We start from the raw sequence: 20,618 nt of genomic DNA on the forward strand, positions 1-20,618 counted from the left end.
CTCCTATTCCACCCCTATCTGCACCAGATCCGCCTGCTGCCCACCGGAATACACGCTCACCTCGACGCCGGGGAAGCCGTTCGCGATATGCGCGGCCAGTTCGTCCGCGAGTTCGGCCGGGGCGCCCACCCCCATGAGCAGGGTGACCAGCTCACCGCCGAAGGCGAGCATCCGGTCGAGCAGGGTCCGTCCCGCGCTCGGCGCATCCCGATCGATCACCACGACATCATGACCGACCAGCCCCAGCCCATCACCGGCCTCGCAGGTGCCGACCATGGTGAGCGCTCGCCCGGTGGCGGCACGCAATGATCCCCAGCGCGTCGCGGCCGCCGCCTCCGACATCGCGAACGCATCGTCCACCGCGATCCGCCCGCAATCGTGCACCGCGAGCGCCGCCAATCCCTGCACCATCGACCCGCTCGGCAACAACAACACGTCCCGATGCGCGTCACGAGCCGCAACGCCGACCGCAACCAGCTCGTGCGCGGGCAGCGCGCCGTTCGGCAGCACCAACACCTCCCGGTTCGGCAGCTGTCGAATCGCGGCAAGCAGTGCCGCACTGGTCACCGGCCCGTCACCGCCGAGCACCACCGCACCTCCGGCCTCGAACAGCGCCGCCGCGCCGTCCCCCGATGCGACAGCCAGGACGGCGCGGTCTGCGGGACCGTGGTGCCGGTCGGCGGCAGCAGGCGGGGACGCAGCCGCGCGTCCAACACGAACAGGCCGTACGGCAGCGTCAGTGCGATCCGCGGCCACCGCCGGGGCTGCGTCGGTGATGAAGCTTTCGATGCGGATGGCGCTGAGGGTGCCGGTGGCGATACCCGCTTCTACGGCGGCACCCGCATCGGCGCAGTGGACGTGCGCGGACCACGAGCCCGCGCCGTCGCCAACGACCACGACCGAGTCGCCGAGGTCGGCGAGGCGGTTGCGAAGGTGGGCGATTCGTTGGTCGTCGGTGTCGGAGAGGAGGTACATCACCTCGAAGTGAGGTTCGGCTCTGTTCAGGGATTCGGCGTCGGCTCGCCGAGCGGAATCAACCTGCGCGGCGGCGGTGCCACGATCAGCACCCGCCTGGGCACCAGCGAATAGGAATTCGCCGCGCCCGTATTCCGGCCGAGCGGGCGTCGCACCGAGGGTCACCACGACCAGACTGTCGAGCAGTACGACCAACCCGCGCGCGCCCGCATCGACCACCCCCGCCTCGCGCAGCACGCCGAGCTGGGCGGGTGTATCACCGAGCGCCTTGGCGGCACCGTCGGCCGCCGCGACCGCAACGTCGGCCACGGTGGACTGCGCGCAGGCCGCGGCGCATTCGGCTGCCCGCTCCAGGACGGTGAGGATGGTCCCTTCGACCGGCACACTCAGCGATTCCCGCACCAGCGCCGATGCCGTGGCCAGCGCGGCAGGCAACGTCTGCGCCGTCAGCGGCCCACCGCGCGCCGCCTCGGCAATCCCGCGCAGTACCTGCGACAGGATGATCCCGGAATTCCCGCGCGCCCCGAGCGTCGCTCCACGCGCCATCGCCGCGGCCACATCATGCGTCGAGAGCGATTCGAGATACCCCACCGCAGTTCCATCCTGCGGTGCTGCGCTGGAGCCGTTCCGCGAGCTCCCGCGCCCTGGGGATCCAGACAGACCGGGACGATCGATACCGTTCGTGGCGATGGCTCGGTCCGCGAACTTCCCTGGCGACGCCGCCGAGGGCTCCGATATCGCGGCACCGCCGAACACTCCCGCAACCGGTTTCGCGCCATTGCCGACCGCTGCGGCATTCGCCGCGTAACCACCGACCGCCCGGGCATCCGACACCGCGGCACCGCCGGACCGCTCGGCCTCCGCAGCAAAACCGGCAGCCGCAGAACTACCCGGCCGCTCGGATCCATGCGCCGAGATCACGGCGGCATCCGCGGTTTGCATCGCCGCTCGCATGGTGGCGAGCATGTTGGTACCGGTGTCCGCGTCGGCGATGGGGAATACGTTGAGGGCGTTGATCTCCTCGCGCCGCTGCTGCAGAACTTCGAGGCAGATTCGGCCCCAGCGCAGCAATGCCGTGCCGTTGAGTTCATTCGGACCGGCGACGGCAGGCAATCCAGCATCGGGGTCATCGCCCATCATGTCCCGCACTCCGGGCACCGCCACCTCTCTCCGCGATCGTTCACACCGCCATGCCACCCGCACCCAAGCGACTGCTGGCAGATCGCTCGAGGCTCTGCCACCGTTGGCCAGGTTAGCTGGCGACACCGACAGTCGATCGGCGACACCGATCCATTACCATCTGGTGTGCCCACGGGTCGGCATTCCATGACCCGGTTTTGTGGATCCGGACGCCGACAGCTACCCTTGCAGGGTTGCCTAGCGCGGCCGAGAGGGTTCGCGCTGGCTGACGTAAGTCGGCAGGGCATTAAGACATTGTTTCCGGACATGCTGCCGACGTGCGGCAGTCCCCACATGACATGAAGGAGTTCGCGACTATGGCTGCCGTCTGCGACGTCTGCGCCAAGGGCCCCGGCTTCGGGAAGTCGGTCTCGCACTCGCACCGGCGTACCAACCGTCGTTGGAACCCGAACATCCAGACCGTGCGCGCACAGGTCGCGCCGGGCAATACCCGCCGCATGAACGTGTGCACCTCCTGCCTGAAGGCGGGCAAGGTCGTTCGCGGCTGATTCCCCAGAGACCGACATACGCCCCGACACCATCAGGTGCTCGGGGCGTAGTCATCCACGGCCCCTGGTCATCGACGACCTCCCTCGACAACGATGGTCTGCATGACCCAGCCCGCCTGGCGCATAGCCCCGCTCACCACCGAATACGTCCACAGCCTGGCCGAATGCCATATCGCCTGCTGGCGTGAGGCCTATCGTGGCCTGGTCCCCGACCACATTCTGGATGCGTTCGAGGTCGAACGCCGTGCGGAGCAATGGGAACGCATCCGGGTCCGCAATCCGGGCAGCGTATATGTCGCGCTCGTCGACGACGAAGTGATCGGCTTCTCGTGTGCGAGCCCGTCACGCGACGAATCCCCGGTCACCCCAACCGAACTCAATGCCCTCTACGTCCGCGCCACCTGGTACGGCACCGGCGTCGCCCACGACCTCATCCGCGCCGCCGTCCCACCCGACATCCCGTGCTCGCTCTGGGTCTTCGAGAAGAACCCCCGCGCCCAGGCCTTTTACCGCAAACACGGGTTCGAACTCGACGGCACCAGCCGCATCGAGGCCTTCACCCCCGCCGTCGAAGTCCGCATGGTGCGTCGCTGACCGGGAGTCGGCTCGAGGCGGGGAGCTAATGTGCTGGCCATGACTTCCACGCACACCGAGTACGTCACCGTCGTCGACGGCGTCCTACAAATCACCATCTCGACCGCCGCGAACGGCACTTCGCTGGACTTCGCGGGTATCAACGCGGGCACCGAGGCGCTGCGGTCCGCGAGCCGCGAGATCGGGGCCGTGCTGTTGACGGGCGCCGGACCGAACTTCTCCGCGGGTGGCAATGTGCGCGGCTTCGCGGCAGCCGAGGATCGCGCCGGTCATATCTACGGCCTCGCGACCGATCTGCACGAATTCGTGCGCGCTCTCGACGAGACCATCGTGCCCGTCGTCGCCGGGGTGCAGGGTTGGGCCGCCGGGGCCGGGATGAGTCTGGTGTGCGTGGCGGATATCGCGATCGGCGGTCCCAGTACCAAGGTGCGCCCGGCGTATCCGGGCATCGCGCTGAGCCCGGACGGCGGCATGTCCTGGACGCTGCCGCGGATCGTCGGCGCCGGACGCGCCCGCGAAATTCTGCTCACCGATGCGATTCTCGACGCCGAAACGGCAGTGCGTCTCGGCATCCTGAGCCGACTCGTCGATGACGAGCAGGTGCGCGCCGAGGCACTGAATGTGGCCCGAGCCCTCGCCGCCGGACCGCGATCGGCCTATGCGAGCATCAAATCGCTACTGGCACGGTCGAATTCGTCGACGCTGAGCGATCAGCTCGACTACGAGCGCGACGCCATCAGTGCCGCGGCGAACAGCCCGGCCGGGCGCGAGGGCGTGGATGCCTTCGTCGAAAAGCGCAAGCCCGACTACCGGAATCGGTAGTTAATCGCGCACTTGGAGCACGAATTTCGCGACCGCGTCGGTGAACGAATCATTGTCGTCGCCGGCCGCGGTATGCGCCGCGCCGCCGATCTCGACCAGCTGCGCATGCGGCACCAGAGCCTGGAATTCCGCAGCACCTTCCGGCGTCACCACGTCGGACTGCATGCCGCGCACCAGCAGCACGGGAATGGTGAGGGCCCGCGCGGCTGCCTCCAACTGCTGCACCATTTCGCTCGCGTCCTCGACGCGGTCGCCGAGCATATCCGGATCCCAATGCCAGTACCAGCGACCGTCGCGCTGTCGCAGATTGCGGAGCAGCCCATCGGTGTTCTTGGGCCTGGGCCGATGCGGCATATATTCGGCGACCGCGTCAGCGGCTTGCTCGAGGCTGTCGAAGCCGTCGCGATGTTTGCCGAGGAAGTCGATCACCCGCGCGACACCGGCGGGTTCGGGACGGGCGACGATATCGACGAGCACCAGAGCGGTGATCGCGGCGCCGCCCGGATCCGCGGTGGTGAGCAAGCCGGTCATCCCACCCATACTCGCGCCGACCACGACGGCGGGGGCGGCCAACTGTTCGAGGACCGCGACGAGGTCCGCGACCATCGTGGCGCGCCGGTAGTCGGCGTTCGGCGACCACGCGCTGTCGCCGTGGCCGCGCGCGTCCAGTGTGACGACCCGCATCCCAGCGGCGGCCAGCTTCGCACCGGTCTGCTTCCACGAGTGTCTGGTCTGACCGCCACCGTGCAGAAACAGGACGAGCGGGCCGTCCGCCGGGCCGAACTGGTCGGCGGCCAGCTCGATCCCATCCGAACCGCGCAGTCGCAGCCGGATCGGATCGAGAAGGTTGTTCGCATTACTCACGATCCGAGGATCGCACAGTTACCGCTGGGGCTCATGCGAGCCCCGGTCAATGGGACCTCAGCAGTCCCACTTGCCCTGCGCGCTGATGGTGTTCTGCAGCAGGCACGCGACCTTGGCATTCACCGAGGACGAGATGGTCGAGGAGCCATTGGAGGTGAATTCCTCGCCGACCGGAGCGGCGGTCTTCGGCGCGGAGGTCTCCGTGGCGGGCTCGAGCGGCAACCCGGCCGCATTCGCCGCCGCACTGCCGCCGGCCAGGGCCGCGCACAGGGCCAGCGTGGCGGTGGTACCGCGCAGTGCGCCGCGAACGGTCTTGTTCTGCATGAAATCGTGCTCCTCTACTGTTTTTTAACCTCGACGCCCGGGATCTAGGGCAGGCGCCAGTCAACAGGCTCGGCACCCAATTCGTCGAGTAGTTCATTCACTCGTGAGAAGGGTCGCGAACCAAAAAAGCCGCGCGAGGCCGACAGGGGCGACGGGTGCACGGATTCGATATAGGGCACCTCGGCCGCGGTGAGCTGCGGTTTCAGTGTCTGCGCGTCACGACCCCACAGGATCGCTACCAGCGGTTCGTCCCGGGCCACCAGCGCGCGAATCGCCTGGTCGGTCACCGCTTCCCAGCCTTTGCCGCGGTGCGAGGCGGGCTGGCCCGGCGAAACCGTCAGAACTCGGTTCAGCAGCAGCACGCCCTGATCCGACCACGGGCTCAGGTCGCCGTTGGACGGGGTTTGGTAGCCGAGGTCCTTGCTGTATTCGGCGAAGATATTGGCCAGGCTGCGCGGCACCGGCGAAACATCCGGGGCGACAGAGAAACTCAGGCCCATCGGATGTCCCGGCGTGGGATACGGATCCTGGCCGACGATCAATACGCGTACCGCATCGAACGGACGTTGGAAGGCGCGCAGCACATTGTCACCGGCCGGTAGATAACCGCGCCCCGCCGCATTCTCCGCGCGCAGGAATTCGCCCATCGCCGAGATCTGTGCCGCAACCGGTTCGAGAGCCTTCGCCCAACCCGGATCCATGATTTCCGTCAGTGGTTTCGCGCCCATGACCGCACAACCTATCGTGGCTCGGGCGCGGATGCCGAGTCCACCCCGCTGAACGATTCCCAGCCCCCTTTGCCCGGCTGCCGCGCCCCGTCGACGGTGACGCCGTGACCTGCCAGCACGCGTCCGATCGGCACCCAACCGGGCGGCAGATCCCGCTGCGCGGGCCAGGTTCCGACAAAGGCGTGATCCTCACCGCCGGTCAGAATCCATTGCGTCGCATCGGCATCCAGACCGCGCGCGATTGTCGCTAGAGCGGGATCGCGCAATGATTTCGAGTGGACGTCGATGGCGACTCCGGATGCCTCGGCGATATGCCCCAGATCCGCGAGCAATCCGTCCGAGATATCGGTGAGCGCGGTCGGTATCGCGGGCAACTCGGTGGGAGATCCAATAATCCCTTCGGACCCGAACTCTGTCGCATTCGTCTGGTCCGATACCCCGATGTGCTCCGAGCCGAGCACTCCTTGCGCCGGTGCCGCGCCCGAGTTATCCACTCCCGCAGCGAAATCGGCGACCACGGCCAGCACGGCGGAATAGGGCGGCTGTGGGACCCGATGGGCCGCGAGAGCTTCGGCGAAGAGTTCGTCTGCCGGATCGAATCCGCCGGTCAGCACTGCCAACCCGGCCGCGGACCAGCCGAGGCGACCAACCAGCGCGACCGTATCCCCCACGCGCGCACCCGCTCTGGTGATCGGCGCGCGGCCGTCCAAATCGCCGAAGGCGGTGACCGAGATGACCAACTGCGGGCTTTGCACGACATCGCCGCCCGCGATGGAGCCGCCCGCGCGGTCCGCCTCGGCCCACATCCCGTCGGTGAGCCCGTCCACCAGCTCCAGGGGCGTATCGGCCGGACAGCCGAAAGCCACGACGAACGCGGTCGGGACGGCTCCCATCGCGACCACATCGGCGGCGTTCTGTGCGATCGCCTTGCGCCCGATATCGCGCGGATCGGACCAGCCGAGCCGGAAATGTCGATCCTGGACCAGCATGTCGGTGGTGACCACGAACCGACCGTCCGGCGCGGCCACCACGGCGGCGTCGTCACCGGGGCCGAGCAGCACACCGGGCGCCTGCGCCCGTCCTGTGTTGATCCGCTCGATCAGTGCGAACTCCCCCAGCTCACGCACTGTCCTGGGCCGCGTGCTTTCGCTGATGACCTGGCCCCTTCCCGGCGTCGTGCTGGCTGAAATCGCCCCGAGGGTACCCTTTCCAGGGCAATCGAGTACTACCAGGCCGGTGCGCGGCACCCATCCCGCAGGTGACCGGACCGCACCAGCGCGAACAGGAAGGATCGGTGAGTATGTCGGCGGAGTCGTCGGACCGCGATTCGTCGGAGGCGGAGTCGTCGAAGGCCGAGCTGTCGAACGGGACGACCGATTCGGCTGCGGACAGCGCTGCCGATCGCCCCGGAGCCGAGAGCTCTTCCCCGGTCGCCGATGCCGAGCCCGCAGCAGCTTCAACCGATGCCGCGGACGCCGAGCCCGCCGACTCCACAACAGCCTCAGCCCCGGCCAACAACGCCGAGCCCACCGAGCCCGCGAAAACCTCAGCCATTGCCACCGAAGCCGCCGATGCCGAGCCCGCAGCGGCCCCAGCCGGTCATGCCGATGCCGAGCCCGCCGACTCCGCAACAGCCTCAGCCAGTGACGCTGATGCCGAGCCCGCGAGCGCTGAATCCGCAACCGAACCCGGCGGCTACCCGCCCGCGCTCATCGCGACCGCAGTCGCACTCCCGGTCGTGCTGGTCGTCGCCGTTCTGGTCGCCGCGGTGCTGGCCCACCGCGCGCCGACCGAACGTGAACCCCTGGTCCTCGGACCAGTGCCGGCACCCGCCGCCGACGGACCCGCGTGCACCGCCCTGCTGCCCGAGCTGCCCGTCGATCTCGGCGACTACTCCAAATCCACGCTGGTGGAACCGGCTCCCCCCGCGACGCGGGCCTGGCAGCGCAAGGACGGCGGCGACGCCATCGTATTGCGCTGCGGTTTGGAACGACCGTTGGAGTTCAACCGCGCATCGCCCTTGCAGATCGTCAATGGCGTGCAATGGTTCGAGGTCCGCGATGCGGCCGCCAAGGCCAGCACCTGGTTCGCCGTCGACCGCGAAACCTATATCGCACTGACCGTCCCCGACGGCTCCGGTCCCACTCCGCTGCAAGGGGTTTCGGACACGATCACCGCGAAACTCCCCACCCGGCCCATCGATCCCGGACCGCTGCCGAACTGACCAACCACACCTCCCGCCCATCCGCACCAACCTGCCGCCGCGTCCGGACTGCTCGTCGAGTGCAGTCGAATGGTGGTCGCCCACACCGGATTCGACCGCCAAATCACTACGCTCGGCGAGTAGTCCGGACGCGGTTCTAGCGCAACCCCGTACCCCGTGCGAGCGCGGTCTCGATCAGCGTGGAAACCAAGGCCCGGTAGTCGATTCCGGTCGCCTCCCACATCCGCGGATACATGGAAATCGAGGTGAATCCGGGCATTGTATTGATCTCATTGATCACCGGGCCGTCCGCCGTGACGAAGAAGTCCACCCGCGCCAACCCTTGGCAGTCGAGCGCTTTGAATGCCCGCACCGCGAGTTCCCTGACACTGTCGCAGACATCGTCGTCCAGCTTCGCCGGAACGTCGAATTCGCAGACATCGTCGAGGTATTTGGTGTCGAAGTCGTAGAACTCCGGCACCGTGGCATCGGCCTCGGGCATCCGGATTTCGGCGACCACGCTGGCCGCCACCCGCCCGTCCGGGAATTCCAGCACGCCGCATTCGACCTCGCGTCCGACAATGCCCGCTTCCACGATCACCTTCGGATCGTGTTCGCGCGCCGTCGCGATAGCCGCGTCCAACGCACTCCAATCGGTGACCTTGGTGATACCGATCGAGGAACCACCACGGGCCGGTTTGACGAACACCGGTAGGCCCAGCAGCGCCCGATCGTCCGCGTCGAGCGTGTCGGTCCCACGCCGCAGCACCACCTGCCGCCCGACCGGCAGCCCCTCCGCGGCGAGTAGCTTCTTGGTGAATTCCTTATCCATGCCCGCCGCGCTGGCCAGCACGCCGGGCCCGACATAGGGCACCCCCGCTAGCTCGAGCATGCCCTGCAGCGTGCCGTCCTCGCCGAACGGGCCGTGCAGGATGGGGAACACCACGTCCACCGATCCGAGCGCCGCACTCGGGTCATCGAGCGCGACCAGTGAGCCGGACCGGCTCGGATCGGCAGCCAGCGTCAACGCGGTGCCGCTGCTGTCGACCGCGGGCAGCGCATCGTCCTTGAACCCGAGCGCCGCCACCTCGGAACCACCGAGCACCCAGGCACCGTCACGGGTGATGCCGATGGGCACGGCCTCGTACTTTTCCGGATCGAGGTTGCGCAGCACGCTGCCAGCCGACACACACGAGACGGCGTGCTCGTTACTGCGCCCGCCGAACACCACAGCAACCCTGATCCGGTTCGTCATGCACCGAACCGTACCCGTTATGGATGCCGAACCAACCTCGCGCCCGGATTCGCCCCTACTCCGGTTTGATCCGCCGACCCAGCAGATTGCCGACCGCGTCGCGCACCGAAAGGCCCTCATGGCACACCTGGTGCACCGAGGTGGTGAGTGGCATCTCGACATCGTGCGCGGCGGCGAGCGCACGAACCGATGTGCACGACTTCACACCCTCGGCGACCTGACCATGGGTGGCCTCCTGGGCCGCTTCCATGGACCCGCCCGCCCCGAGCACGTGCCCGAACGATCGGTTGCGCGATAGCGGCGAAGTGCAGGTGGCGACCAGATCGCCGACCCCGGCCAACCCCGCCAAGGTGACCGGCTCCGCGCCGAGTGCGACCCCGAGTCGGATGATCTCGGCCAGCCCGCGCGTGATCAGGCTTGCTATCGAGTTGTCGCCCAACCCCATCCCCGAGGCGATGCCGCAGGCCAGCGCGATGACGTTCTTGCATGCGCCACCGATCTCGCAGCCGATCACATCGGTATTGGTGTAGGGCCGGAAGTAGCCGTTGGCGCACGCCTGCTGCAGCGATGCCGCACGGGCGGCATCGCTGCACGCGATCACGGTGGCCGCGGGTTGCTCGGCGGCGATCTCCTTGGCCAGATTCGGGCCGGACAGCACCGCGATGCGGCTCTCGTCGGCCCCGGTCACCGCACCGATGACCTGACTCATCCGCAGCAGCGTGCCGGTCTCGATGCCCTTGGCCAGGCTCAGCAGCGCGGCATCCGGTCCGATCGAGTCCCGCCACGTCTCGAGATTCGCGCGCAGTGATTGAGACGGAACCGCGAGCACGACGATATCGGCGCCGTCGAGCGCCTCTGTGTGATCGTGGGTCGCGGCCACGCTGGGTAGTTGCACATCGGGCAGATAGAACGGATTGCGATGTTCGGTGGCCAATGCCTTGGCCACCTCGGGCCGCCTGGCCCAGATCGTGACGTCGGTTCCCGCGTCCGCCAACACCTTCGCGAACGCGGTGCCCCATGATCCCGCGCCCAGCACTGCCGCCCTCGTCATCTGCCCAATATGCCATGGAACCACTCATGGAAGGATCAACACCATGCATGCGTTGCACGCCGTGATCGCGGTCAAGAGCCTCGATAGCGCCAAGAGCCGCCTGGCTGATCGGCTGCGCCCGGAACACCGGGCCCGGCTGGTGCTCGCCATGCTCGCCGACACCGTCTCCGCCGCCGTCGCGGTTGCGCGGATCGCATCGGTCACCGTGGTGACCCCGGATCCGGTCGTCGCCGAGCTGGCGCGCACGCTCGGCGTGGTGGTCCATCCCGAACCTCGGCGCGAGGTCATCGACGCGAGCGATCCGGACGGCCTGAATACCGCACTTACCGACGCGGCCACCGCATTGCGGCACCGGCACGGCCCGATCGAATTGTTGGCCCTGCAGGCGGATCTGCCCGCCGTGCGCCCACACGAACTCTCGGACATGCTGACCACCGCGCCGGTGGGCGTCCGCTCCGTCGTCGTCGATCACACGGGCAGCGGCACGGCCGCGCTGTTGGTCCGCGATACTGCCGCACCGCTGGATCCGCGTTTCGGCCCCGGCTCGGCGCATCGACATATCGCCGCGGGCGCGGTCGACCTGCCCGGTGACTGGCCCGGGTTGCGGCTCGACGTCGATACCGCCGACGATCTGGACCGCGCCGTCGAACTCGGCGCGGGCGATTCGACAGCTGCCGTCCTGCACGACATCGGTTGGCCGATTCACATTCACGAACGGGTACGCCGGGTGTGCTAGCCGGTCGCCACATCAGGCGTGATACACACGGCAATGATGCTGTCGGGCTGCACAGGGCCCGCTTCGTAAGGGATGATCGTTGTCGTGAGTGAGCGAAGCAAGCGATTCCGGAGCCAGCGTGCATCGCGCATGTCGCTGCCGCGTGCCAGCGAGGCGCCGGCATGAGCGATATCGAAACCGTCAAACAACAAGTGCTGCCGACCCCACTGCCCGCCGCGACACCGCCAGCCGAGGATGCCGCCGCACAGCGGTTGCCACGTGATCGCTACCTGAACCGCGAACTCAGTTGGCTCGACTTCAACACCCGGGTGCTCGCGCTTGCCGAGGATGCGTCGCTCCCGCTGTTGGAGCGCGCGAAATTCCTTGCGATCTTCGCCTCGAATCTGGACGAGTTCTATATGGTCCGCGTCGCCGGCCTCAAACGCCGTGCGGAGACCGGACTTTCGGTGCGTTCGGCCGACGGCCGTTCGCCCAGTGAACAATTGGAGCTGATCGCGGCACGCGCCCAGGAGATTGCGGACCGCCACGCCCGCGTCTTCCTCGACTCGGTTCTGCCCGCGCTGACCGCGGAGGGTATCGCGGTCATCGACTGGTCCGACCTGGACGACGATGAGCGCCAACGCCTCTCGGCCTACTTCCAGGATCAGGTCTTTCCGGTACTGACCCCGCTCGCGGTGGATCCGGCGCACCCGTTCCCCTACATCAGCGGCCTGAGTCTCAACCTCGCGGTGACGGTGAAGGATGCCTCCACCGGCGGTGAGCATTTCGCCCGCGTCAAGGTGCCCGACAATGTCGACCGCTTCATTCGCGTGCGGCGCACCGACTCCGCTTCCCCGGTCGCGGCCTTCCTACCGATGGAAGCACTGATCGCCGCGCACCTCGAGCTGCTGTTCCCGGGTATGAAGGTCGTCGAACACCACTCGTTCCGGATCACCCGCAATGCTGATTTCGAGGTCGACGAGGATCGCGACGAGGATCTGCTGCAGGCGCTGGAACGCGAACTCGCCCGTCGCCGCTTCGGTTCGCCGGTTCGACTAGAGGTCTCCGACGATATGACCGAGCACATGCTCGATCTGCTGTTGCGCGAACTCGAGGTCGATCCAGATGATGTGATTCAGGTGCCCGGGCTGCTGGACCTGTCTTGCCTGTGGCAGGTGTACGGCGTTGACCGGCCCAATCTCAAGGACGCACCGTATGTGCCCGCGACACCGCCCGCGTTCGGCGAGCGCGAAACCCCTCGCAATGTATTCCAGGCGCTGCGCGAGGGCGATGTGCTGGTGCACCACCCCTATGACTCGTTTTCCACCAGCGTGCAGCGTTTCATCGAACAGGCCGCCGCCGACCCGCAGGTGCTCGCGATCAAGCAGACCCTGTACCGCACCTCCGGTGACTCTCCGATCGTGAACGCGCTCATCGACGCGGCCGAGGCGGGTAAACAGGTCGTCGCACTGGTCGAAATCAAGGCCCGCTTCGACGAACAGGCCAACATCAAATGGGCCCGCGCGCTGGAGCAGGCCGGGGTGCATGTGGTCTACGGCCTCATCGGCCTCAAGACGCACTGCAAGACCTGCCTGGTGGTGCGCCGCGAGGGTTCGACCATCCGCCGCTACTGCCATATCGGCACCGGCAACTACAATCCGAAGACCGCGCGTCTGTACGAGGACGTCGGGTTGCTCACCGCCGCACCGGAAATCGGCGCCGATCTGACCGATCTCTTCAATTCACTGACCGGTTACTCGCGAAAGGCGAACTACCGCAACCTGCTTGTCGCACCGCAGGGTGTGCGCGCCGGAATCATCGAACGGATCCAGCGCGAGATCGAGCTGGCACAGCAGGGCATCCCGGCGCGAATCCGAATGAAGGCCAATGCAATTGTCGACGAGCAAGTCATCGACGCGCTCTACCGAGCTTCTCAGGCCGATGTACCGGTGCAGATCGTGGTGCGCGGCATCTGCGGTCTGCGGCCCGGTGTCGAGGGAATGAGCGAGAACATCGAGGTGCGCTCGATTCTGGGTCGATTCCTGGAGCATTCGCGGATCATGCACTTCCAGGCTCAGGACCAATACTGGATCGGCAGCGCCGACATGATGCACCGGAATCTGGATCGGCGTGTGGAAGTCATGGCGCAGGTGAAGGATCCGAAGCTGTGCGAGCAGTTGGGGTCGGTATTCGACTCGGCGTTGTATCCGACGACCCGCTGCTGGGTACTCCAAGCCGACGGGAGCTGGCATGCCTCGCCCGACGGTGCCGATCGCAACGGCATCGAAGTGCGAGACCACCAGGAATTCATGATGCGAGTGCGGAGACCGGATCAGCAGTGAGCAGTGCGACGGGATACGAAATGGACGGGGGACCGTTCTGGGATCCCCGGGTAACAGCCAACATTCACGCCGCGGGTGCGGTGCTGTGGCGCAGAGCGGCCGCTGAATCCAGCAGCATCGAGATCGCCGTGGTGCACCGCCCCAAGTACCAGGATTGGTCGCTGCCGAAAGGCAAACTCGATCCGGGCGAGACGCCGGTGCTCGCCGCCGTGCGTGAGGTCCGCGAGGAAACGGGCCTCGACTGCCGGCTCGGCCGCTACCTCGGGCATGTCACCTATCCAATTCCTGGTCACCGGAAACTCAAGCGGGTCGATTATTGGGCCGCGGAGGTTCGCGGCGGTGAATTCAGCGCCAATTCCGAGGTCGATGTGCTGTCGTGGCACACCTTGGACCGGGTGATGGACCAGTTGTCGTATCCGATGGACCGACAGGTGATGCGCGCCTTCACCCGGCTGCCTGCCGCCACCAGCACACTGCTTGTAGTGCGGCATGCCAAAGCGGGCAGCAGGCACCGATTCGACGGTCCGGACGAGCAGCGTCCGCTGGAGCGGGCCGGTCGGGCACAAGCCGACGCGTTGGTCCCGAATCTGCTGGCATTCGGTGCATCCGAGATATATTCGGCCGATCCGGAGCGCTGCGTCCAGACGGTGGAACCGCTGGCGGACAAGCTCGGCGCACCCATCAACATCGAACCGGATTTCTCCGAAACCGCTTATGCCGCAGCGCCGGACAAGGCTCGACAGCGCGCCGTGTCGCTTGTGTCGGATCGTGCGGTGCGCGTTCTGTGCAGTCAGGGCAAGGTAATTCCCGATCTGCTGCGGTGGTGGGCCGATCGGGACGGCATCACGCTGCCGTCCGCACGCAACCGCAAGGGCAGTGTGTGGGTGCTGTCGTTCGTCTCTGGTCGACTGGTCGCCGCCGACCACCTCGACCGGTCACTCTCGGACGCCATCGTCAAGTCCTGACGCCCTGCGGGGGAGCACAACCGTCATCCGGTCGCTTCTGCGGACCGAATCCAGACCTGGACAGCCGAAACGGCCCCGGGGCGAACCTCGGGGCCGTTTCGAGTCGGTTATGCCGGTGATTCCGCCTAGCGGAGCCGAATCACTCGGCGGCACTGCGCGTTCAGCGTCAGCGCGCGCGGCGAGCCGGAGCCTTCTTGGCCGCGGACTTCTTCGCGGGCGCCTTCTTCGCGACCGTCTTCTTGGCGGCAGTGGGGGTGGTCTTCTTGGCCGCGGTCGTCGACTTCTTGGCCGGGGTCGCCTTCTTGGCAGCGGTCTTCTTGGCGGGTGCCTTCTTCGCGGCCGTCTTGGTGGCAGTTGCCTTGCGCGCCGTCGTCTTTGCCGGGGCCTTCTTGGCCGCTGTCTTCTTCGCAGGCGCCTTGGTAGCGGTCGTCTTCTTGGCGGCGGTCTTCTTCGCCGCCGTCTTCTTTGCGGCCGCCTTCTTGGCTGCCACCGGTGCATTCGCGCCGCGCTTTACCGCAGGGCCGCTCGCGGTCAGCTTCTGCTTACCCGCAATAACGGCTTTGAACTGCGCGCCCGGACGGAACGCTGGCACCGAAGTGGGCTTCACCTTCACGGTTTCGCCGGTACGCGGGTTCCGCGCGACGCGAGCCGCACGCTTACGCTGTTCGAACACACCGAATCCGGTGATTGTGACGCTCTGACCCTTGTGCACCGCGCGCACGATGGTGTCGACCACATGCTCGACTGCCGCGGTGGCCGTGCGCCTGTCCGTACCCAACTTTTCGGTCAGAACGTCGATCAGTTCCGCCTTGTTCATTGAATCCTCCGCAGACTAATGGCCCGTCGTCGGACCGACTAGGTACCACGGTAAACCCACTTTGGGCAAGAGTCTATGTGCCACGCCAAAATTCATGTGGTTTAGCACACGTCCAGCTACCGCCCCAAGGCGAACTCAGCTATCGCTACCGGGTGATTACGCCTGCGAAATATGCGCTGGAAGGGTTGTGGGTTTCCAACTTGGCCTTGCCTTTTCGAACTCGCCGATGACGTCACTGCGCCGCAGTGTCAGCCCGATGTCGTCCAATCCTTCGAGCAGACGCCACCGCGTGTAGTCATCAATATCGAACGGCAACACGACGGTTCCGGCTGTCACCGTGCGCGCCTCGAGATCTACTACCAATTCGAGACCCGGCTGTTCCTCGAGCAACTTCCAGAGCATTTCGACATCGTTCTGTGACATCTGCGCGGCCAACACTCCGCCCTTACCCGCATTGCCGCGGAAGATGTCGGCGAAGCGCGCGGAGATGACGACGCGAAAGCCGTAGTCCGCCAGCGCCCATACGGCGTGTTCGCGGGAGGATCCTGTGCCGAAGTCCGGCCCTGCTACCAGGACACTGCCCCGGTTATACGGTTCGGTGTTCAGAATGAAGTCCGGATCCGATCTCCATGCTGCGAACAGTCCGTCTTCGAATCCCGTTCGCGTCACGCGCTTCAGGTAGACCGCCGGAATGATCTGATCGGTGTCGACATTGGATCGGCGCAGCGGCACTCCGATCCCCTTGTGCACGGTGAAGGCTTCCATTTGCTGATTCTCCTGGGTCATTAGACGATTTGCGCTGATCGTTTCGAGCGACCTGCAAGTAGTGGCTACGGCTCCCGTTTCGGGGACCTGCAAGCTGTCGCCAGCGGGTGGAACAACGAATCGGCGCGGACACAACGGCGTCCGCGCGCCGATCAGTCCAGATCCGCAGGCGAGGACAGGGTGCCGCGGACCGCCGTAGCGGCCGCTACGAGCGGGGAAACCAGGTGTGTACGGCCACCTTTGCCCTGCCGACCCTCGAAGTTACGGTTCGAAGTCGAAGCACAACGCTGCCCCGGCGCGAGCTGATCGGGATTCATTCCCAAGCACATCGAGCAGCCCGCCTGACGCCATTCGGCGCCCGCCGCGGTGAAAATCTCGCCCAGTCCTTCTTTTTCCGCCTGGGCGCGTACCCGCATAGAACCCGGTACAACCAACATTCGCACCCCATCGGCGACGCGGCGGCCCTTCAAAATCCCGGCCACCGCACGCAAATCCTCGATGCGCCCGTTGGTGCACGATCCGACGAATACGGTGTCGACCGATACATCACGAAGTGGAGTCCCCGGCTCCAAATCCATGTATCGCAACGCTTTCTCCGCGGACTCGCGCGCCGTCTCGTCGGTAATCCGCGCGGGATCGGGCACCTGCTCGCCCAGCGGCGCACCCTGCCCCGGGTTGGTGCCCCAGGTGACGAACGGAGTCAGCGAGGCGGCGTCTATGTGCACCTCGGCATCGAAAACGGCGCCCTCATCGGTCTTCAGCGCCTCCCAGGCGGCCACTGCGGCATTCCAGTCGGCTCCCTGCGGCGCGTGCGGGCGCCCTTTGAGGAATTCATAGGTGGTTTCGTCAGGAGCGATCATGCCGGCCCGCGCGCCCGCCTCGATCGACATGTTGCAGATCGTCATTCGCGCCTCCATGGACATGGCGCGAATGGCCTCGCCGCGATACTCGAGCACAAAGCCCTGACCGCCGCCGGTACCGATCTTGGCGATGACCGCCAGAATCAGGTCCTTACTCGTCACACCCGGCGGCAATTGGCCGTCCACGGTGATCGCCATGGTCTTGAACGGGCGCAGCGAGAGTGTCTGCGTGGCAAGGACGTGCTCGACCTCGCTGGTGCCGATGCCCATGGCCAGCGCGCCGAACGCGCCGTGCGTGGAAGTGTGGCTATCGCCGCACACCACTGTCATCCCCGGCTGAGTCAAACCCAATTGCGGCCCGACGACGTGCACGATGCCCTGATCCAGATCCCCCATCGGATGCAATCGCACACCGAATTCCGCGCAATTGCGGCGCAGCGTCTCGACCTGGGTGCGCGAAATAGGGTCCGCGATCGGCTTATCGATATCGATCGTCGGGACGTTGTGGTCCTCGGTCGCGATGGTGAGATCGGGGCGACGCACCGGACGACCCGCGGCGCGGAGTCCATCGAAGGCCTGCGGGCTGGTCACCTCGTGTACGAGGTGCAGATCGATGTAGATCAGATCCGGCTCCCGGGAGGCGCCCTCGCCCGCTCCGCGGGCGACGACATGCTGCTCCCACACCTTCTCGGCCAGTGTGCGGCGCTCGGCCATTCTCGATCACCTTTCCGACGAGCAACCGAGGTACGCGATCCGGGCTGAGCGCGCGCACGGCTGCACAAGTTTTTCGGCTGTTTCCGACGCGTCCGGAGCGAGCGGACCACAAAGTGGCTTTCTCAGTATCCGAGACGCTAATATCGTTCTATGAGACAGCATAGCGGTATCGGCGTCCTCGACAAAGCGGTGTCAGTGTTATATGCCGTCGCGGAGCACCCATGCGGTCTCAACGAACTATGCACCCGCACCGGCCTGCCCCGAGCCACCGCCCATCGCCTCGCCGTGGGGCTCGAAGTACACCGCCTGCTCGCCCGCGACAACAACGGCCTGTGGCGGCCCGGACCAGCACTCACCGAACTCGCCGCCGGGGCCACCGATCCACTGCACGAGGCTGCCGCGGCCATTCTCCCGCGTCTGCGTGAAATCACCGGCGAGAGCGTTCAGATCTACTGCCGAGACGGCAATGCGCGGGTCTGCGTCGCCGCCTTGGAACCGCCGGTCGGCCTGCGCGACACCGTGCCGATCGGGGCGCGACTGCCACTCACCGCGGGCTCGGCGGCGAAGGTGCTGGTCGCCTGGGCGGATACGGAACTGCAGCGCATCATCCTGGCCGATGCGGTATTCGGTGAGCGGGCACTGGCCGAGGTCCGCAAGCGCGGCTGGGCCCAGAGCGCCGCCGAGCGGGCCAGCGGTGTGGCCAGCGTCTCCGCACCGGTGCGCGATGCCGCGGGGCATGTCATCGCGGCCGTCTCGGTATCCGGACCGATCGATCGCATGGGCCGCAGACCAGGCGCACGCTGGGCGGCCGACCTGGTCGCCGCCGCGGACGCACTACACAAGCGACTGTAACGCGTTCTAGTTTCGAACCTTTAGAGTTGGTGCGCATGGGAGTAAACCAACGGGCGCAGATCGTCATGTCCGACGCCGAGATTTCCGAATTCCTGCAGCGCAGCCGCATCGCGACGCTGGCCACCATCGGCCCGAGCGGTGCACCGCACTTGACCGCGATGTGGTACGGCCTGATCGACGGCGAGATCTGGTTCGAGACCAAAGCCAAATCACAGAAAGCGGTGAACCTGCGCCGCGACCCGCGCGTAACGTGCATGGTCGAAGCAGGCCAGACCTACGACCAGTTGCGCGGCGTCTCCATCGAGGGGCACGCCGAGATCATCGATGATCCGGAAAAGCTCTTCGCCGTCGGCGTGAGCGTCTGGGAGCGCTACACCGGCCCCTACAGCGAAGAAGTCCGCCCACTCGTCGAGCAGATGCTCAACAAGCGCATAGCGGTCCGCGTGATCCCGGATCGCCTGCGCAGCTGGGACCACCGCAAACTCGGCCTCCCCCAACTCCCGGTGGGCGGCACCACCGCCCAACCCCTCGACTGATCGCGCCACGCGGGAAAAATCCGCCTGACACGCCACACCCGGCACAGTAGCGTCAATCGTGTTCGACCAGAATGGCAGCGCGGCGACGCCCCGTGGCGCGCCACCCGGCCGCGACGACGAGGAGCAGACATGGCGGAAGCGGAAAGTTCCAACGGCAAGGCGGCACCCAGCACCGAAGAGGTCAAACGCAAGTTCAAGGAAGCCCTGGAGCGCAAAAACCAGCACCACGCCAAATCGAACGAACACCTCGACGGCCGCTCCAAGGCATCCGCCGCCCACGGCAACGCCAGCCACAAACGAGAGTTCCGCCGCAAGAGCGGATAGGAACACCCCCAGAAGGCCCTTCAGCGAAACCGCTGGAGGGCCTTTTTCCTATCGTCAAACCCTCGAGCCACTCCCGCGGACCACCGCCACTCGGTCACGTGCTCGACAGCACGCCAATGAACCTGCACTCCAGCAGACGAAGCGCCCCAGCAACGAGGAACCATCGCCACATCCGCACAACACTCATCCCTGAGCTCATGCTCCGCAGCAAACTCCGACCCCACCGATGATCCAGCGCGAAGCCCTCCAGGCAGCCAGCTGGAAGCCCTCAGGAGGGAACCTGGGATCCCCCTCACAACACTGATGAACCAGTCGCCGCCACGACGAACGCACCCCAGCACCGCGGAAACAAGGCCACACCCACCCAACGGCACCCCTGACCTGCTATTCCGGGGCGAAGCCCCCGCCAGACTCAGGGTCCGGGGCGAAGCCCTCCGGATAAAACCTGGGATCCCCCTCACAACACTGATCGACCAGTCGCCGCCACGACAAACGCACCCCAGCACCGCGGAAACAAGGCCACACCCACCCAACGGCACCCCTGACCTGCTATTCCGGGGCGAAGCCCCCGCCAGACTCAGGGTCCGGGGCGAAGCCCTCCGGATAAAACCTGGGATCCCCCTCACAACACTGATCGACCAGTCGCCGCCACGACAAACGCACCCCAGCACCGCGGAAACAAGGCCACACCCACCCAACGGCACCCCTGACCTGCTATTCCGGGGCGAAGCCCCCGGCCAAACTCGGGGGTCCGGGGGCGAAGCCCTCCGGGTGGGGGTGTGGGGGTCTCACCCCCACAAACAATGCGAAGCAGAAAAGGCCCATGCTCTCCATGAGCATGGGCCTCCCATTCTGCGTAGCCCCGACGGGATTCGAACCCGCGCTACCGCCTTGAGAGGGCGGCGTCCTAGGCCGCTAGACGACGGGGCCAGGACTAGATCGCCCACATTTCAGTGGGTGATCTTTCCGGTTGATCTTTCGATCAGTGGAAGCTCGGTTAGCTTAGCCGACCGAAGCTCGGCGACCAAATCGCCGGATGCTGAACAACTTTCGGTCGCGCGCCGAGAGGAGAACAACATTTCCGCTGGGGTACCAGGACTCGAACCTAGAATGGCTGAACCAGAATCAGCTGTGTTGCCAATTACACCATACCCCAATGACCAGGACGTTCGACCTCGTGTCCGGCTGACCCGAGGCCTTGTTCCGAGCCGAGAAGTAGAGTAC

General features: G+C 66.3%; 20 protein-coding genes and 2 tRNA genes. 10 read left to right on the plus strand and 12 right to left on the minus strand.

The features are described from left to right. Nucleotides 1-3: 3 nt before the first annotated feature. Complete coding sequence (locus tag ACQP2U_RS31680; RefSeq protein WP_433710802.1) at nt 4-2,139, minus strand: DAK2 domain-containing protein; 2,136 nt, start codon at nt 2,137-2,139, stop codon at nt 4-6. A 332-nt stretch (nt 2,140-2,471) separates the two neighbouring features. On the opposite strand from ACQP2U_RS31680, the gene rpmB reads away from it, so the two are divergent. The 3 genes from rpmB to ACQP2U_RS31695 all read left to right on the plus strand — a co-directional run bounded on the left by rpmB (nt 2,472) and on the right by ACQP2U_RS31695 (nt 4,079). Further along, on the plus strand, nt 2,472-2,663 hold the full coding sequence (gene rpmB / locus ACQP2U_RS31685; RefSeq protein WP_011210730.1) for a 50S ribosomal protein L28: 192 nt from the start codon (nt 2,472-2,474) through the stop codon (nt 2,661-2,663). A gap of 102 nt (nt 2,664-2,765) precedes the next feature. Then, nucleotides 2,766-3,257 carry an N-acetyltransferase family protein gene (locus ACQP2U_RS31690; protein ID WP_433710803.1) on the plus strand — a complete coding sequence of 164 codons (492 nt, stop codon included), beginning with the start codon at nt 2,766-2,768 and terminating at the stop codon, nt 3,255-3,257. A gap of 39 nt (nt 3,258-3,296) precedes the next feature. After that, nucleotides 3,297-4,079 (plus strand): enoyl-CoA hydratase/isomerase family protein, encoded by a 783-nt coding sequence (locus tag ACQP2U_RS31695; protein ID WP_433710804.1) that lies wholly within the window; start codon nt 3,297-3,299, stop codon nt 4,077-4,079. On the opposite strand, the gene ACQP2U_RS31700 is transcribed toward ACQP2U_RS31695, so the two are convergent. Genes ACQP2U_RS31700 through thiL form a run of 4 tightly spaced genes read right to left on the minus strand, consistent with a single transcriptional unit; the run spans nt 4,080 to nt 7,122 of the window. Continuing rightward, nucleotides 4,080-4,943, minus strand: coding sequence for an alpha/beta fold hydrolase (locus tag ACQP2U_RS31700; protein ID WP_397032421.1), 864 nt, complete (start codon nt 4,941-4,943; stop codon nt 4,080-4,082). A 57-nt stretch (nt 4,944-5,000) separates the two neighbouring features. Further along, nucleotides 5,001-5,267: a hypothetical protein gene (locus ACQP2U_RS31705; RefSeq protein ID WP_040693471.1), complete on the minus strand. Its 267-nt coding sequence runs from the start codon at nt 5,265-5,267 to the stop codon at nt 5,001-5,003. 44 nt (nt 5,268-5,311) lie between these two features. Continuing rightward, complete coding sequence (locus ACQP2U_RS31710) at nt 5,312-5,995, minus strand: uracil-DNA glycosylase (RefSeq protein WP_364341828.1); 684 nt, start codon at nt 5,993-5,995, stop codon at nt 5,312-5,314. Nucleotides 5,996-6,006: 11 nt separating this feature from the next. Next, nucleotides 6,007-7,122: a thiamine-phosphate kinase gene (gene thiL, locus ACQP2U_RS31715; RefSeq protein WP_433710805.1), complete on the minus strand. Its 1,116-nt coding sequence runs from the start codon at nt 7,120-7,122 to the stop codon at nt 6,007-6,009. A 425-nt stretch (nt 7,123-7,547) separates the two neighbouring features. On the opposite strand from thiL, the gene ACQP2U_RS31720 reads away from it, so the two are divergent. After that, nucleotides 7,548-8,219, plus strand: a complete 672-nt coding sequence (locus ACQP2U_RS31720; RefSeq protein ID WP_433716642.1) for a DUF3515 domain-containing protein — start codon at nt 7,548-7,550, stop codon at nt 8,217-8,219. A 136-nt stretch (nt 8,220-8,355) separates the two neighbouring features. Here the strand turns inward: ACQP2U_RS31720 and ACQP2U_RS31725 are convergent, their stop codons facing one another. Next, a complete protein-coding gene (locus ACQP2U_RS31725; protein ID WP_433710806.1) occupies nt 8,356-9,453 on the minus strand; it encodes a D-alanine--D-alanine ligase family protein in 1,098 nt (365 codons plus the stop codon). Nucleotides 9,454-9,508: 55 nt separating this feature from the next. Next, nucleotides 9,509-10,504: an NAD(P)H-dependent glycerol-3-phosphate dehydrogenase gene (locus ACQP2U_RS31730; protein ID WP_433710807.1), complete on the minus strand. Its 996-nt coding sequence runs from the start codon at nt 10,502-10,504 to the stop codon at nt 9,509-9,511. A 43-nt stretch (nt 10,505-10,547) separates the two neighbouring features. On the opposite strand from ACQP2U_RS31730, the gene cofC reads away from it, so the two are divergent. The 3 genes from cofC (at nt 10,548) to ACQP2U_RS31745 (ending at nt 14,526) form a co-directional block, all read left to right on the plus strand. Beyond that, a complete protein-coding gene (cofC, locus tag ACQP2U_RS31735) occupies nt 10,548-11,240 on the plus strand; it encodes a 2-phospho-L-lactate guanylyltransferase (RefSeq protein ID WP_433710808.1) in 693 nt (230 codons plus the stop codon). 161 nt (nt 11,241-11,401) lie between these two features. Further along, nucleotides 11,402-13,561: an RNA degradosome polyphosphate kinase gene (locus ACQP2U_RS31740; RefSeq protein ID WP_433710809.1), complete on the plus strand. Its 2,160-nt coding sequence runs from the start codon at nt 11,402-11,404 to the stop codon at nt 13,559-13,561. Nucleotides 13,562-13,581: 20 nt separating this feature from the next. Continuing rightward, nucleotides 13,582-14,526, plus strand: a complete 945-nt coding sequence (locus tag ACQP2U_RS31745) for an NUDIX hydrolase (protein WP_433716643.1) — start codon at nt 13,582-13,584, stop codon at nt 14,524-14,526. A gap of 166 nt (nt 14,527-14,692) precedes the next feature. Here ACQP2U_RS31745 and ACQP2U_RS31750 read toward each other — a convergent pair whose 3' ends face one another. The 3 genes from ACQP2U_RS31750 to leuC all read right to left on the minus strand — a co-directional run bounded on the left by ACQP2U_RS31750 (nt 14,693) and on the right by leuC (nt 17,682). After that, entirely contained in the window at nt 14,693-15,343 is a 651-nt protein-coding gene (locus ACQP2U_RS31750; RefSeq protein ID WP_397032430.1) for an HU family DNA-binding protein, read from the minus strand. A 156-nt stretch (nt 15,344-15,499) separates the two neighbouring features. After that, nucleotides 15,500-16,108 carry a 3-isopropylmalate dehydratase small subunit gene (gene leuD / locus ACQP2U_RS31755; protein ID WP_397032431.1) on the minus strand — a complete coding sequence of 203 codons (609 nt, stop codon included), beginning with the start codon at nt 16,106-16,108 and terminating at the stop codon, nt 15,500-15,502. 152 nt (nt 16,109-16,260) lie between these two features. Beyond that, a complete protein-coding gene (gene leuC, locus ACQP2U_RS31760) occupies nt 16,261-17,682 on the minus strand; it encodes a 3-isopropylmalate dehydratase large subunit (RefSeq protein ID WP_433710810.1) in 1,422 nt (473 codons plus the stop codon). A 150-nt stretch (nt 17,683-17,832) separates the two neighbouring features. Here leuC and ACQP2U_RS31765 point away from each other — a divergent pair, with 150 nt between their 5' ends. The 3 genes from ACQP2U_RS31765 to ACQP2U_RS31775 all read left to right on the plus strand — a co-directional run bounded on the left by ACQP2U_RS31765 (nt 17,833) and on the right by ACQP2U_RS31775 (nt 19,394). After that, nucleotides 17,833-18,534, plus strand: coding sequence for an IclR family transcriptional regulator (locus ACQP2U_RS31765; protein WP_397032435.1), 702 nt, complete (start codon nt 17,833-17,835; stop codon nt 18,532-18,534). Between the two features lie 35 nt (nt 18,535-18,569). Then, nucleotides 18,570-19,070, plus strand: coding sequence for a pyridoxamine 5'-phosphate oxidase family protein (locus ACQP2U_RS31770; protein ID WP_397032436.1), 501 nt, complete (start codon nt 18,570-18,572; stop codon nt 19,068-19,070). Nucleotides 19,071-19,199: 129 nt separating this feature from the next. Then, nucleotides 19,200-19,394: a DUF5302 domain-containing protein gene (locus tag ACQP2U_RS31775; protein ID WP_397032438.1), complete on the plus strand. Its 195-nt coding sequence runs from the start codon at nt 19,200-19,202 to the stop codon at nt 19,392-19,394. A gap of 857 nt (nt 19,395-20,251) precedes the next feature. Here ACQP2U_RS31775 and ACQP2U_RS31780 read toward each other — a convergent pair. Together ACQP2U_RS31780 and ACQP2U_RS31785 are read right to left on the minus strand one after the other, a co-directional pair. Further along, nucleotides 20,252-20,324 (minus strand) — tRNA-Glu (locus ACQP2U_RS31780). A gap of 154 nt (nt 20,325-20,478) precedes the next feature. Then, nucleotides 20,479-20,550, minus strand: a tRNA-Gln gene (locus ACQP2U_RS31785). Nucleotides 20,551-20,618: the final 68 nt, after the last annotated feature.

The sequence above is a fragment of the Nocardia sp. CA-084685 genome (assembly GCF_050955785.1).
GTDB lineage: Bacteria > Actinomycetota > Actinomycetes > Mycobacteriales > Mycobacteriaceae > Nocardia.

Coding starts and splice junctions, on each gene's coding strand:
- rpmB (WP_011210730.1), top strand. CDS start 2,472: ATGGCTGCCGTCTGCGACGTCTGCGCCAAGGGCCCCGGCTTCGGGAAG.
- ACQP2U_RS31690 (WP_433710803.1), top strand. CDS start 2,766: ATGACCCAGCCCGCCTGGCGCATAGCCCCGCTCACCACCGAATACGTC.
- ACQP2U_RS31695 (WP_433710804.1), top strand. CDS start 3,297: ATGACTTCCACGCACACCGAGTACGTCACCGTCGTCGACGGCGTCCTA.
- ACQP2U_RS31705 (WP_040693471.1), bottom strand. CDS start 5,267: ATGCAGAACAAGACCGTTCGCGGCGCACTGCGCGGTACCACCGCCACG.
- ACQP2U_RS31710 (WP_364341828.1), bottom strand. CDS start 5,995: ATGGGCGCGAAACCACTGACGGAAATCATGGATCCGGGTTGGGCGAAG.
- ACQP2U_RS31725 (WP_433710806.1), bottom strand. CDS start 9,453: ATGACGAACCGGATCAGGGTTGCTGTGGTGTTCGGCGGGCGCAGTAAC.
- ACQP2U_RS31730 (WP_433710807.1), bottom strand. CDS start 10,504: ATGACGAGGGCGGCAGTGCTGGGCGCGGGATCATGGGGCACCGCGTTC.
- cofC (WP_433710808.1), top strand. CDS start 10,548: ATGCATGCGTTGCACGCCGTGATCGCGGTCAAGAGCCTCGATAGCGCC.
- ACQP2U_RS31740 (WP_433710809.1), top strand. CDS start 11,402: ATGAGCGATATCGAAACCGTCAAACAACAAGTGCTGCCGACCCCACTG.
- ACQP2U_RS31745 (WP_433716643.1), top strand. CDS start 13,582: ATGGACGGGGGACCGTTCTGGGATCCCCGGGTAACAGCCAACATTCAC.
- ACQP2U_RS31750 (WP_397032430.1), bottom strand. CDS start 15,343: ATGAACAAGGCGGAACTGATCGACGTTCTGACCGAAAAGTTGGGTACG.
- leuD (WP_397032431.1), bottom strand. CDS start 16,108: ATGGAAGCCTTCACCGTGCACAAGGGGATCGGAGTGCCGCTGCGCCGA.
- leuC (WP_433710810.1), bottom strand. CDS start 17,682: ATGGCCGAGCGCCGCACACTGGCCGAGAAGGTGTGGGAGCAGCATGTC.
- ACQP2U_RS31765 (WP_397032435.1), top strand. CDS start 17,833: ATGAGACAGCATAGCGGTATCGGCGTCCTCGACAAAGCGGTGTCAGTG.
- ACQP2U_RS31770 (WP_397032436.1), top strand. CDS start 18,570: ATGGGAGTAAACCAACGGGCGCAGATCGTCATGTCCGACGCCGAGATT.
- ACQP2U_RS31775 (WP_397032438.1), top strand. CDS start 19,200: ATGGCGGAAGCGGAAAGTTCCAACGGCAAGGCGGCACCCAGCACCGAA.